This window comes from Amycolatopsis sp. PS_44_ISF1 (genome assembly GCF_032335455.1).
In the GTDB taxonomy this organism is placed as follows: domain Bacteria; phylum Actinomycetota; class Actinomycetes; order Mycobacteriales; family Pseudonocardiaceae; genus Amycolatopsis.
The window spans coordinates 392496-405106 of record NZ_JANUXO010000005.1; the positions used below are offsets into that span (position 1 = coordinate 392496).

At 72.3% G+C, this 12611-nt stretch carries 13 protein-coding genes; 8 read left to right on the forward strand and 5 right to left on the reverse strand.

The genetic code is table 11. The features are described 5' to 3' along the window. Positions 1–148: 148 nt before the first annotated feature. Positions 149–1609 (reverse strand): NAD(P)/FAD-dependent oxidoreductase, encoded by a 1461-nt coding sequence (locus NYF13_RS35230; RefSeq protein ID WP_315662431.1) that lies wholly within the window; start codon positions 1607–1609, stop codon positions 149–151. Positions 1610–1832: 223 nt separating this feature from the next. Between NYF13_RS35230 and NYF13_RS35235 the strand changes: the two genes are divergently transcribed. Further along, the gene (locus NYF13_RS35235; RefSeq protein WP_315662432.1) at positions 1833–2900 is read left to right on the forward strand and encodes an AraC family transcriptional regulator ligand-binding domain-containing protein; all 1068 of its coding nucleotides are present in this window, start codon (positions 1833–1835) and stop codon (positions 2898–2900) included. On the opposite strand, the gene NYF13_RS35240 is transcribed toward NYF13_RS35235, so the two are convergent. Then, positions 2827–3492 carry a helix-turn-helix domain-containing protein gene (locus NYF13_RS35240; RefSeq protein ID WP_315662434.1) on the reverse strand — a complete coding sequence of 222 codons (666 nt, stop codon included), beginning with the start codon at positions 3490–3492 and terminating at the stop codon, positions 2827–2829. The two genes, NYF13_RS35235 and NYF13_RS35240, sit on opposite strands and share 74 nt — an antisense overlap. A gap of 199 nt (positions 3493–3691) precedes the next feature. On the opposite strand from NYF13_RS35240, the gene NYF13_RS35245 reads away from it, so the two are divergent. Continuing rightward, positions 3692–3997 carry a hypothetical protein gene (locus NYF13_RS35245; protein WP_315662436.1) on the forward strand — a complete coding sequence of 102 codons (306 nt, stop codon included), beginning with the start codon at positions 3692–3694 and terminating at the stop codon, positions 3995–3997. 17 nt (positions 3998–4014) lie between these two features. On the opposite strand, the gene NYF13_RS35250 is transcribed toward NYF13_RS35245, so the two are convergent. Genes NYF13_RS35250 through paaI form a run of 3 tightly spaced genes read right to left on the reverse strand, consistent with a single transcriptional unit; the run spans position 4015 to position 6343 of the window. Then, positions 4015–4605, reverse strand: a complete 591-nt coding sequence (locus NYF13_RS35250; protein ID WP_315662505.1) for a TetR/AcrR family transcriptional regulator — start codon at positions 4603–4605, stop codon at positions 4015–4017. A gap of 35 nt (positions 4606–4640) precedes the next feature. Continuing rightward, on the reverse strand, positions 4641–5924 hold the full coding sequence (gene paaK, locus NYF13_RS35255) for a phenylacetate--CoA ligase PaaK (RefSeq protein ID WP_315662437.1): 1284 nt from the start codon (positions 5922–5924) through the stop codon (positions 4641–4643). Further along, entirely contained in the window at positions 5924–6343 is a 420-nt protein-coding gene (paaI, locus tag NYF13_RS35260; protein ID WP_315662507.1) for a hydroxyphenylacetyl-CoA thioesterase PaaI, read from the reverse strand. The genes paaK and paaI overlap by 1 nt, the downstream gene beginning before the upstream one ends. A 213-nt stretch (positions 6344–6556) precedes the next feature. On the opposite strand from paaI, the gene paaZ reads away from it, so the two are divergent. The 6 genes from paaZ to paaE are packed head-to-tail and all read left to right on the forward strand — an operon-like array spanning position 6557 to position 12290. After that, entirely contained in the window at positions 6557–8587 is a 2031-nt protein-coding gene (gene paaZ / locus NYF13_RS35265; RefSeq protein WP_315662439.1) for a phenylacetic acid degradation bifunctional protein PaaZ, read from the forward strand. After that, entirely contained in the window at positions 8584–9567 is a 984-nt protein-coding gene (gene paaA / locus NYF13_RS35270; protein WP_315662441.1) for a 1,2-phenylacetyl-CoA epoxidase subunit PaaA, read from the forward strand. Before paaZ ends, paaA begins: the two co-directional genes overlap by 4 nt. Continuing rightward, on the forward strand, positions 9564–9848 hold the full coding sequence (gene paaB, locus NYF13_RS35275; RefSeq protein WP_315662443.1) for a 1,2-phenylacetyl-CoA epoxidase subunit PaaB: 285 nt from the start codon (positions 9564–9566) through the stop codon (positions 9846–9848). The genes paaA and paaB overlap by 4 nt, the downstream gene beginning before the upstream one ends. A 9-nt stretch (positions 9849–9857) precedes the next feature. Beyond that, the gene (gene paaC, locus NYF13_RS35280) at positions 9858–10715 is read left to right on the forward strand and encodes a 1,2-phenylacetyl-CoA epoxidase subunit PaaC (RefSeq protein WP_315662445.1); all 858 of its coding nucleotides are present in this window, start codon (positions 9858–9860) and stop codon (positions 10713–10715) included. Positions 10716–10720: 5 nt separating this feature from the next. After that, positions 10721–11212 (forward strand): 1,2-phenylacetyl-CoA epoxidase subunit PaaD, encoded by a 492-nt coding sequence (gene paaD / locus NYF13_RS35285; protein ID WP_315662446.1) that lies wholly within the window; start codon positions 10721–10723, stop codon positions 11210–11212. 1 nt (position 11213) lies between these two features. Continuing rightward, on the forward strand, positions 11214–12290 hold the full coding sequence (paaE, locus tag NYF13_RS35290; RefSeq protein ID WP_315662447.1) for a 1,2-phenylacetyl-CoA epoxidase subunit PaaE: 1077 nt from the start codon (positions 11214–11216) through the stop codon (positions 12288–12290). Positions 12291–12611 lie beyond the last annotated feature (321 nt).

The window sequence follows — 12611 nt, forward strand, 5'->3', positions numbered from 1 at the left end:
GCCGCCGTGGGAGCCCCGTCCACCACGGCCCGCGTGCGCGGCCCGGTCCGGGCGGTTCGGCCGGGTGGAGGCAGTACCGCACGGTGGTGTTCCCGGCCCCGGTCCCGGCCCGTCCGCCGGTCGGGCCCTCGCGGGCGCACCACGCCGCTCACTCGGTCACCACCCGGAAGTCGGCCGGGTCGAGCACCCGGGTCCGCCGGTCGTACTCGCGCACCAGCCCGGGCCAGTTCGTGGTCACCCGGCCGTCGGCCCGGCGGTACCAGCTGCGGCAGGCACTCCACACGGTGCCGCCGAGCCGCCGCTGCACCTCGGCGTCGTAGCGCTGCTCGACCTCGGGCCGGACGTCCAAATAGGACACGCCGGGCCGGGCCAGCCGCTCCACCGCCTGGCGGATGTAGCGCGCCTGCCGTTCGATCATGTAGAGGATGGAGCCCGCGCCGAGGTTGGTGTTGGGTCCGTAGACGCAGAACAGGTTCGGGAAGCCGGGCACGGTGAGGCCGAGGTAGGCCCGCGCGCCGCCGGCCCAGGTCTCGCTCAGCACCCGCCCGCCGAGGCCCCGCACCTCCACGGTGGCGAGGAACTCGGTCGCGGCGAAGCCGGTGCCGTAGACGATCGCGTCCACCTCGTGCTCGGTCCCGTCCTCGGTGCGCACGCCGCGCGGGGTGATCTCGCGGATCCGGGTGGTCTCGACCTCGACGTTCGGCTGCGCGATCGCGGGCAGGTACTCGTTGGTGAACAGGATCCGCTTGCAGCCCAGGGGGAAGTCCGGCTCGAGCTTCCGCCGCAACTGCGGGTCCTTGAGGTACCGGCGGCGCAACTGCGCGGAACGGGCCTCGATCAGCTTCGCCAGGATCGGGCGCCGCGTCATGGCGTAGGTCGCGTATTCGGCCAGCAGGAAGATCCGCAGCCGGCCGAACCGCTGGGTGGCCGGGACGAGCCGGAACAGCCGCTGCTGCCAAGCCGTGTACGCCGTGTCGTTCTTCGCGATGATGTGCGGCGCGGTGCGCTGGAAGACGGTCAGCTTCGCGACGCGCTCCTGCAGCCGCGGCACGAACTGGATGGCGCTCGCGCCGGTCCCGATCACCGCGACCCGCCGGCCCGCCAGCTCCACGCCGTGGTCCCACCGCGCGGAGTGGAACGAGGGCCCTTCGAAGCGGTCGAGCCCGGGGATCGCGGGCAGGGCCGGGGTGGACAGCTGGCCGACGGCCGGCACGAACACGTCCGCCTCGAAGGACTCGCCACCCGCCGTCTCCACCCGCCAGCGGCCCTGGTCGAAGGTGGCCGTGGTGACCTCGCGCCCGTACCGGATGTGCGGGCCGATCCCGTACTCGTCGATCACCCGTTCGAGGTAGGCGTGGATGTCGGGCTGCCGCGAGTACCGCCGGGGCCACCGCGGGTTGGGCGCGAACGAGAACGAGTAGAACGGCGACGCGACATCGCAGGCCGCGCCCGGGTAGGTGTTCTCCCGCCACACCCCGCCGGGCCCGTCCGCGCGCTCCAGGATCGTGAGGTCGTGGAACCCGGCGCGCTTCAGCTCGATCGCCGTGCCGATACCGCCGAACCCGGTGCCGACGATCAGCACCGACGGCGTCCTTGCCGTGTCACCCATGCCCGGGAAGCTAACCGAGCGGCCACCGCGCCGGAAAGACCGCGGCGGCCAGGAAATCGAGATTTCCGGCCACGACTCGCACCCGGCCGGCGCCTCCCGGGGTGGGAACGGCGCCTGCCCTCCTGTGCCGTGTTCGGCGCCGGGGGAGGGCGGGCCGGTTCACCCGCCGCAGTTTGCGCTTTCGACGAGCGGAGGAACCGGGGACTGATCCATAATTCCGGCCATGGCCGAGCTCGCCGCGCCCGCGGTCCACGACTGGGACTTCCCCCGCGGCACGGCCAGCATCCGGCTCATGCTCCGGTTCGCCGAGGATCACGGCGTGCCCGCGCGGGAGCTGCGGTCCGCAGCCGGGCTCGATGATCCGGGCGGCCCGGGTCGCGCGGACGCGCCGGACCGGCCGGTGGACGCGCGGCACGAGCTGGCCGTGGTCCGCGCCGTCGCCGCACGCGCCGGGGACTCGGACGAACTGGCGCTGGACCTCGGCCGCCGCTACCGCGTGACCACCTTCGGCATCTTCGGGTTCGCCTGCATCAGCAGCCCCACCATGCGCGACGCGATGCTGTTCGCACTGCGGTACCTGGACCTCAGCTTCACCTTCTGCATCCCGCACGTCGAGCTGGGCGAGCACGGGATCAGCCTGGTCCTCGACGACACCCGGGTGCCCGCCGACGTGGCCCGCTTCCTGGTCCTGCGCGACCTCGCCGCGATCCACACCGTGATGCGCGACCTGCTCCCGCAGGTCCGCCTGCAGCGCCTGGCCCTCCGGCACCCGGCGCCCCCCTCGGTGCAGTCCTATGTGGACGCATTCGGCCTGGTGCCTTCGTTCGGCGCCGCGTCGCACCGCGCCGAGCTGGACCCGGCGCTGCTCACCCTCCCGCTGCCGCAGGCGAACGAGCAGACCGTGGCCCTGTGCGTCGCGCAGTGCGACGCGCTGGTCGCGCACCGGCGGGAGCGCTCGGGCCTCTCACAACTGGTGCGGGAGCGGCTGGTCCGCCTGGGCGGGGTCGACGCCGGCCTGGACGAGGTCGCGCGCCAGCTCGCGGTGAGCCCGCGGACGCTGCGCCGCCGGCTGGCCGACGCCGGCACCGGCTACCGCCAGCTCGTGGACGAGGTCCGCCGGGCGCTGGCCGAGGAGATGCTGGACACCGGGGCGCTGTCGGTCGAGGACGTCGCCCTGCGGCTGGGTTACGCCGAGGCGTCGAGCTTCATCCACGCGTTCAAACGGTGGACCGGGATGACCCCGGCCGCGTTCGCGCGCCGTTCGTCTCCGCGAGCACGGCCGGGTAGGTGAGCTTCAGCAGGCCCAGGATCGACTCGACCAGGAAGGTGCGCAACTGCGCCCGGTCCAGCGTGCCGCGGACCAGCCACTCGCGCGAGGCGGCGCGCACCATGCCGCCGTAGGACCGGATCATCGCGCGCAGCGGCTCGCGGCCCTCGGTGACCCCGGTCATCAGCGCGGCGGCCAGCACCCGGTCGGCCGCGATCTCGTCGGCCTCCAGCAGGATGCGCTCGATCTCGGGATCGCGGCCGGCCGCCTCCGGCCCGATCGCGGTCAGCCAGGCGTCGCGGTTGCGCTCCACGACCTCGATCCAGCGCTCGATGCCGATCTCCAGCCGCCGCTCCATCGGCTCGTCCGGCAGGGCTTCGACCACCGGCGCGGGCACGATCACCATCTGCCGCACCACTTCGAGGTACAGCTCGCGCTTGCCGCCGAAGTAGTGGTTGATCAACGGCCGGGCCACCCCGGCGGCCGCCGCGATGTCCGAAGTGGACACCGACGCGTAGCTGCCGGCCCCGAACAGCCGCCGCGCCACCGCGAGGATCTCGGCCTTGCGCTCGGCCGGTTCGAGCCGGCGCCGGGTGGGCTGCGCTCCGCTGGTCATCGGGTCAGCCAACCCGCCGGGCCCGGTGCTGTCAACAATTCGTTGACAACAGGTAAAGAGGGTGACCCCCCGACGTCCGCGACGGCATTTCTCCGGTGCCGTGGCGGTCGTTACCCAACCGGAACGACCAGCCGGGTAACTTCTCCGGCCGCCAGTGCGACGAGACCGGCAGGGGACAGCGCGCTGGGGGCAGGAGCAGATGGGTGACGCGAACGCCGGCCCGACCGGCCCGGCGGGACGCTGGGTGAGCGTGCGCCTGCAGCACCGGCACGTGCGGGTGCACGAGACGGACGAGGCCGACGACCGGCTGTCCCTGTCCTACCCCGGCATCGCGATCAGCAACTACGACGAGGGCCACCTGGTCGGCGAGCGCTGGATCCCGCTGGGCGCCGACCCGTCGGAGCAGGACGACGAGCTGCTGATCGAGCAGTTGCGCGCCGCCATGCTGTGGCAGGACCGCCCTCCGCCGCGAGCGGCCCCCTCGCGCGAGAAGTCCGGGGAGTAGCCGTCCCCGGCGCCGGTTCAGGAGCGCAGGCCGTCGAAGGCCATCTTGCACACCGCGTCGGCCAGTTCGGCGGGGGAAGAGCCGCGGCGCGGGCGGTACCACTCGATCAGCGAGTTCACCGTGCCGAACAGCAGCCGGGCGGCAACGGCCGGGTCGACGTCGGCGCGGACGTCGCCTTCGGTTTCGGCCAGTCCGACCAGTTCGGTCACCACCAGGTCGAACTCGCGCCGGCGGGCCAGCGCCGCCCGCTCCACCCGGGTGTTGCCGCGCACGCGCAGCAGCAGGGTGACGAACGGCAGCCGGTCGGCCAGCACCAGCACGCTCCCGCGGACCAGGTGCTCCAGCCGGTCGATCGCCCGGCCGTCGAGGCGGGCGGTCTCCGCGGCGACCTCGAACAACCCGTCCAGGGCCCGGTCCACCGACAGCCGCAGCAGCTCCTCCTTGCTGCGCACGTGGTGGTAGATCGCGGACTTGGTGATGCCGAGCTTGCGGGAGAGGTCCTCCATGCTGGTGCCGTCGTAACCGCGCTCGTTGAACAGCTTCACCGCGACCTGGAGCAGCGATTCCAGGTCGTAGCCGGGGCGCCCGCGCCGGGCCGGGGCCGTCATCGCGCCGCCACGGGGGGAGCGCTCCTCGGCCTCGCTCACGCCGGGTCCCGCTCGTCCAGCACCCGGCGCATCTTCCCCAGCGAACGCTCCAGCGTGTCCGGCTCCACGACCTCCACCGCAACGCTCACCCCGACCCCGTCCTTCACCCCGGCGGCCAGCGCGGACGCGGCGGACTCCCGCAGCGGCCCCCCGGAGCCCGCCCGGGCCTCGACCCGCACGGTCAGGTGGTCGAGCCGGCCGCGGGTCGAGCGGACCAGCTGGAAGTGCGGGCTCAGCCCCTCGGTGCGCAGCACGACCTCCTCGATCTGGGTCGGGAAGACGTTCACCCCGCGCAGGATGATCAGGTCGTCGCTGCGGCCGGTCACCTTCTCCATCCGCCGGAACGCCGGGCGCGCCGTGCCCGGCAGCAGCCGGGTCAGGTCGCGGGTGCGGTAGCGGATGACCGGCAGCGCCTGCTTGGTCAGCGAGGTGAACAGCAGCTCGCCCTGGGTGCCGGCGGGCAGCACCTGCTCGGTGAACGGGTCGATCACCTCCGGGAAGAAGTGGTCCTCCCAGATGTGCAGGCCGTCCTTGGTCTCCACGCACTCCTGCGCGACCCCCGGCCCCATCACCTCCGACAGCCCGTAGATGTCCACCGCGTCGATGGCGAAGCGCTCCTCGATCTCCGAACGCATCTGCTCGGTCCACGGCTCGGCGCCGAAGATCCCGATCTTGAGCGAGCTGGCCCGCGGGTCCACGCCCTGGCGCTCGAACTCGTCGAGCAGGGTGAGCATGTACGACGGGGTCACCATGATGACCTCGGGCTCGAAGTCGGTGATCAGCTGCACCTGCCGCGAGGTCTGCCCGCCCGAGGCCGGGATCACCGTGCAGCCCAGCTTCTCCGCGCCGTAGTGCGCGCCGAGCCCGCCGGTGAACAGCCCGTAGCCGTAGGCCACGTGCACCTTGTGCCCCGGGCGCCCGCCGGCCGCGTGGATCGAGCGCGCCACCACGGTGGCCCAGGTGTCCAGATCGTCCTCGGTGTAGCCGACCACGGTGGGCCGGCCGGTGGTGCCGCTGGAGGCGTGGATCCGCCGGATGTCCCGCTGCGGCACGGCGAACAGGCCGAACGGGTAGTTCTCGCGCAGGTCGGCCTTGGTGGTGAAGGGGAACTTCGCCAGGTCGGACGGCTCGCGGCAGTCGTCCGGGTGGACCCCGGCCTCGGTGAACTTCCTGGTGTAGAACGGCACGTTCGCGTAGGCGTGGCGCAGGGTCCACTGCAGGCGCTCGAGCTGCAGGGCGGTCAGTTCGTCCACGCTCAGCCGCGCGGCGGAATCTTCCATCAGGCTTCCCCGGTGGTCCGGACGACGCGGCTGCGGCCGCGGAACTCGGCGACGACCTCGGGCCCTTCGGGGGTCTCCCGGTGCACGGTGACGTCGTAGATGCCGTTGCGGCCGCGGTGCCCGACGCCGGTTCCGCGGCCCCAGGTGGTCCGCTCGGCGGCGGTGGCGACCAGGCGGTCCCCCAGCCGGCCGCTCGCGACGAAGGAGACCTCGGCGCCGGCGGCGACGGTGACCGGGCCGTGGCTGTTGCAGGCGAGCGCGAACGCGGTGTCGGCCAGCAGGAACAGGTAACCGCCGTGGGCGATGTCGTGGCCGTTGACCATCGACGCGGTGACCACCATGGTGGCGACGGCGTTACCGTCGGCGGCCTCGACCAGCTCGATGCCCAGCGCGTGGGAGGCCCGGTCGAGGGCGAACATGGTGTGCGCGGCGTTGGGTGCCAAGGTCGGGAGCCTCCGTGTCGGAATGCCTTCGGGCCGATTACCGACCGAATGGCCGGTAATGCGGGTCCGGGGTCAGTAAAGGCGGGGCCCGGCGCCGGTGTCAAGCATCCGGGCCTGTCGGTCCGGCCCGGGAACGGCTACCATGCGACTTACTGAACGTCCGGTTGGTAATTCGGTGAGAGGGTCGGCATGGTTCTGCTCCGCAGCTACGTCTCCGGTGGTTGGCACACGGCGTCCGGAACGGGTGTCCCGCTGCACGACGCGGCCACCGGCGAAGAGGTCGCCCGGGTGTCGTCCGACGGCGTGGACTTCGCCGCCGCGCTCGACCACGGGCGCACGGTCGGCGGCCCGGCCCTGCGCGAGCTGACCTTCCACCAGCGCGCGGCCCTGCTCAAGGCGCTCGCCTCCCACCTGCGCGAGCACCGCGAGGAGCTGTACGCGCTGTCGGCCCGGACCGGCTCCACGCTGGGCGATTCGAAGTTCGACATCGACGGCGGGATCGGCGTGCTGTTCAGCTACGCCTCCAAGGGCAAGCGCGAGCTGCCGAACGACACCGTCTACGTCGACGGCGCGGTGGAGCCGCTGAGCAAGGGCGGCACCTTCGTCGCCCAGCACATCGCCACCCCGCTGCACGGGGTCGCGGTCCAGATCAACGCGTTCAACTTCCCGGTCTGGGGGCCGCTGGAGAAGTTCGCCCCCGCGTTCCTGGCCGGGGTGCCGAGCCTGGTCAAGCCCGCGAGCCAGACCGCCTACCTGACCGCCCGGCTGGTCGAGCTGATCATCGAGTCCGGACTCCTGCCCGAGGGCTCGCTGCAGTTCGTCGCGGGCAGCGTGGGCGACCTGCTCGACCACCTCACCGCGCAGGACCTGGTCTCGTTCACCGGTTCGGCCGCCACCGCGCAGAAGCTGCGCGCGCACCCGGCCGTGGTCCGCCACTCCGTGCGGTTCAACGCCGAGGCCGACTCGCTCAACTGCTCGATCCTGGCGCCGGACGCCCGCCCGTCCACGCCGGAGTTCGCCCTGTTCGTCAAGCAGCTGGTCGCCGAGATGACGGTGAAGGCCGGGCAGAAGTGCACCGCCATCCGCCGGGCGTTCGTGCCGGCCGAGCTGCTGGACGACGTCGCCGAGGCCGCCGGTGCGCGGCTGGCGAAGGTGACCGTCGGCCACCCGTCGGCCGAGGGCGTCCGGATGGGCGCGCTGGCCAGCCTGGAGCAGCGGGAAGAGGTCCGGCGTTCGCTCAAGGCCCTGCTCGACGCGGGCAGCGTGGTCTTCGGCGACCCCGAGCGGGTCGACGTGGTGGACGGCGACGCCGCGAAGGGCGCGTTCATGTCGCCCGTGCTGCTGAAGGCCGACCCCGAGCGCTCCGAGCCGCACGAGGTCGAGGCGTTCGGGCCGGTGTCCACGCTGCTGCCCTACACCTCGGTCGAGCAGGTCATCGAGCTGGCCGCGCGCGGCGGCGGCAGCCTGGCCGGGTCGATCGTCACCGGCGACCCGGAGTTCGCCCGGACCGTGGTCCTCGGCCTCGCGCCGTACCACGGCCGGCTGCTGGTGCTCGACAGCGACGACGCGAAGGAGTCGACGGGCCACGGCTCGCCGATGCCGCAGCTCGTGCACGGCGGTCCCGGCCGCGCCGGTGGCGGCGAGGAGATGGGCGGTATCCGCGGCGTCCTGCACCACCTGCAGCGCACGGCGGTGCAGGGCAGCCCGGCGGTGCTGAGCGCCGTCACCGGCCGCTGGGTGCCCGGCGCCCCGAGGACCGAGGGCGGCGAGCACCCGTTCCGCAAGTCGCTGGCCGAGCTGCGGGTCGGCGACTGCGTGGTCGCCGGCCCGAGGACGGTGACCCGCGCCGACATCGACCACTTCGCCGAGTTCACCGGGGACACCTTCTACGCGCACACCGACGAGGCGGCGGCCACGGCCAACCCGCTGTTCGGCGGGATCGTCGCGCACGGCTACCTGGTGGTCTCGTTCGCGGCCGGCTTGTTCGTCTCGCCCGAGCCGGGTCCGGTGCTGGCCAACTACGGGCTGGAGAACCTGCGCTTCCTGACCCCGGTCAAGGTCGGCGACGCCCTGACGGTGACGTTGACCGCCAAGCAGATCACCCCGCGGATCGACCAGGAGTACGGCGAGGTCCGCTGGGACGCCGATGTCACCAACGCCGAAGGCGACTCGGTGGCCAAGTACGACGTGCTGACCCTCGTCACCAAGGAGAAGGCATGACCGCCGACGTGGTCCCCGCCGCGGAGGCGGCCTCCCGCCCCGCGGCCGTTTCCGAGGCCGACCTCGAAGCGCTCTTCGAGCACACCATCGAGCGCGACCAGCGCATCGAACCGCGCGACTGGGTGCCCGAGGGCTACCGCAGGACGATGATCCGCCAGATCGCGCAGCACGCGCACTCGGAGATCATCGGCATGCAGCCGGAGGGCAACTGGATCACCCGCGCGCCCTCCCTGCGGCGCAAGGCGATCCTGCTGGCCAAGGTGCAGGACGAGGCCGGTCACGGGCTGTACCTGTACTCGGCCGCGGCCACCCTGGGCGCGGACCGCGCGGACCTGACCGGCAAGCTGATCGCCGGACGGCAGAAGTACTCGTCGATCTTCAACTACCCGACGCTGACCTTCGCCGACGTCGGCGTGATCGGCTGGCTGGTCGACGGCGCCGCGATCTGCAACCAGGTGCCGCTGTGCCGCAGCTCGTACGGGCCGTACGCGCGGGCGATGATCCGCATCTGCAAGGAGGAGTCGTTCCACCAGCGGCAGGGTTTCGAGCTGCTGATGACGATGATGCGCGGCACCACCCAGCAGCAGGAGATGGTGCAGGAGGCGGTGAACCGCTGGTGGTGGCCGTCGCTGATGATGTTCGGCCCGCCGGACGCGGACTCGCCGAACACCGAGCAGTCCATGGCCTGGAAGGTCAAGCGCCACACCAACGACGAGCTGCGGCAGCGGTTCGTCGACATGTCGGTACCGCAGGCCGCGGCGCTGGGCGTCAGCTTCCCGGACCCCGAGCTGAAGTGGAACGCCGAGCGCGCGCACTACGACTTCGGCGCCGTCGACTGGGACGAGTTCAAGAACGTGCTGAAGGGCAACGGGCCCTGCAACACCCAGCGGGTCGCGCACCGCAAGCGCGCGCACGACGAAGGCGCTTGGGTCCGCGAGGCCGCTGCCGCCCATGCTGCGAAGAAAGAAGGCTCCGCGTGAAGCACGATTGGCCGTTGTACGAGGTGTTCGTCCGGGGCAAGCGAGGGCTGAACCACGTGCACGTCGGGTCGCTGCACGCGGCCGACGACGACATGGCGCTGCACCACGCGCGCGATCTGTACACCCGGCGCAACGAGGGCGTCTCGATCTGGGTGGTGAAGGCGGCGGACATCACCGCCTCCTCGCCGGACGAGAAGGACCCGTTCTTCGCGCCGAGCGGTGACAAGGTCTACCGGCACCCGACGTTCTACGAAATCCCCGACGACGTCCCGCACATGTAGGGGAGAGCCATGTCCTTCGACAACGTCTACGAGTCCCTGATCGAGGAGAACGACGCGCGCTGGGCCTTCGGCACCGGCTTCGAAGACCCACTGTCCGGAGTGGACACTTCGGTGCCGGACGGGCTGGACGCCGCCGCGCTGGGCGCGTACTGCCTGATGCTGGGCGACGACGCGCTGATCTTCTCGCACCGCCTGCAGGAGTGGGTGACGCACGCGCCCGAGCTGGAGGACGAGGTCGCGATCGCGAACATCGCCCTGGACCTGCTCGGCCAGGCCCGGCTCCTGCTGGCCCGGGCCGGCCGGGCCGACGGCTCGGACCGGGGCGAGGACTCGTTCGCCTTCGAGCGGGTGGAGAACGAGTTCCGCAACGTGCGGCTGGCCGAGCTCGACGGCGGCCACTTCGGTCACCTGATCGCCCGGTTGTTCGTCTTCTCGACCTGGCGGCTCGCGCTGATGCAGGAGCTCGAGCCCGGTGCGGATCCGGTACTGGCCGCGATCGCGGCCAAGGCGGTCAAGGAGCTGACCTACCACCGGGATTACGCGGCCCAGTGGCTGATCCGGCTCGGCGACGGCACCGAGGTTTCGCACGAGCGCGCGCAGGAAGGGCTGGACGCGACCTGGCCGTACGTGGGCGAGCTGTTCACCACGCACCCCCTGGAGCTGGTGGACGCGGCCACCCTGCGGGAGGAGTTCGACGCCGTGGCCGGTCAGGTGTTCACCGCGGCGACCGTCTCGTGGCCGGAAAGCGGCGCGGTGGCCGGGGTCTCCGGGCGGATGGGCCGCGACGGCGTGCACACGGAGAAGATGGGCTTCCTGGTGGGCGAGCTGCAGAGCGTCGCCCGGGCGATGCCGGGGGCGACGTGGTGACCGGCGTGCTCGACGCCCGGTCGGTGGCGTCGGCCGTGACCGATCCCGAGCTGCCGATGCTGACCCTGGCCGAGCTCGGCGTACTGCGGGAAGTGTCCGAAGTGGATGGCCGGGTGACGGTGGCCATCACGCCCACCTACACCGGCTGCCCGGCCATGGACACCATGCGCGACGACCTGGAGCACGCCCTGCTGGGCGCCGGGTTCACCGAGGTCGAGATCCGCACGGTGCTGGAGCCGGCCTGGAGCTCGGACTGGATCTCGGCCGACGGGCGGCGCAAGCTGGCCGCGGCCGGGATCGCCCCGCCGGGGCCCGCGCCGCGACGGGCGGCCGGGCCGGTCCCGCTCACGCTGGGGCCGCCGGCCACGCGGGTGGCCTGCCCGCACTGCGGTTCGGCCGACACCGAAGAGCAGTCGCGGTTCAGCGCGACGGCCTGCCGCGCGTTGTGGCGGTGCCGCTCCTGCCTGGAACCGTTCGAACACGTCAAGGAGATCTGAAGTGACCACCGCAGCCCCCCGGCGCACGGGCTTCCACCCCCTGCGGGTCGCCGCCGTCGAGCGGCTCTGCGACGACGCCGTCGCGGTCACCTTCGACGTGCCGCCTTCGCTGGCCGAGACGTTCGCCTTCGCGCCCGGCCAGTCGCTGACGCTGCGGCGCGAGGTCGACGGCCGCGACGAGCGGCGCTCGTACTCGATCTGCGCCCCGGCGGGCGCGCGCCCGCGGGTGGGGGTGCGGCTGGTGCCCGAAGGGTCCTTCTCCTCCTGGCTGGTCCACGACGTCCGGCCCGGCGACGAGGTGGAAGTGGCCGCCCCGGCCGGCTCGTTCACGCCGGACCTGGGCGCGGGCGGCCACCACGTGCTGATCGCCGCCGGTTCGGGGATCACGCCGGTGCTCTCGATCGCCTCCTCCCTGCTCGCGACCCCGGACGCGAGCGTGACCGTGCTCTACGGCAACCGCCGCACGGACTCGGTGATGTTCGCCGACGAGCTGGCCGATCTGAAGGACCGCTGGCCGGCCCGGCTCGAGCTGGTCCACGTGCTTTCGCGCGAACCGCGGGAGGCCGAGCTGTTCACCGGCCGGCTCGACGGGGACAAGCTGCGGGCCCTGTTCGATTCGCTGGTCCCGGTCGAGGACGTGGACCACTTCTGGCTGTGCGGCCCGTTCGGGATGGTGACCGGGGCCCAGGAGCTGTTGTCCTCGCTCGGGGTACCGGACGAGCGGGTGCACCAGGAGCTGTTCTACGTCGACGAGGTGCCGCCGGAGCCGGTGAAGCACGTGGACGCCGCCGTGGCCGGTGAGTCCTCGGAGGTCACGCTGGTGCTCGACGGCCGCTCGACCACCATGAGCCTGCCCCGCGAGGACTCGGTGCTGGACGGCGCGCAGCGCTTCCGGCCGGACCTGCCGTTCGCCTGCAAGGGCGGGGTGTGCGGCACCTGCCGGGCCAAGGTCACCGAGGGCACGGTGGACCTGCGGCGCAACTTCGCGCTGGAGAAGTCCGAAGTGGACGCCGGTTTCGTGCTGACCTGCCAGTCGTTCCCGGTCAGCGACCGCGTCACCGTCGATTACGACGTCTGAGCGCCCCGGTGGCCCCGGAAGCCGGCCACCGGCGAGAGGTGGCAGACCGCGGTGAAGCCCACCACGGCAGCAGAGTCACGCCGTCGGGGTGGGTGGTTGCCCGCCGGGTCGTCGATGACCGGGTGCGGCAGCGCCGCGGGCACCACCGAAGAGGATCGGCCGGGACGCCGGACGGGTACCGATGGTGACCACTGTGGACAGTGCGGGACCGGTCGGCACGGCCTGCCCTGGAAGCATCGGCTGCGGGAGATCCGGTCCGTTCGAGACCGGCCTTCCGCGGTGAGCTGTTCCTGAAGGATCCTGAAGCGGGTTTCAGCCTCG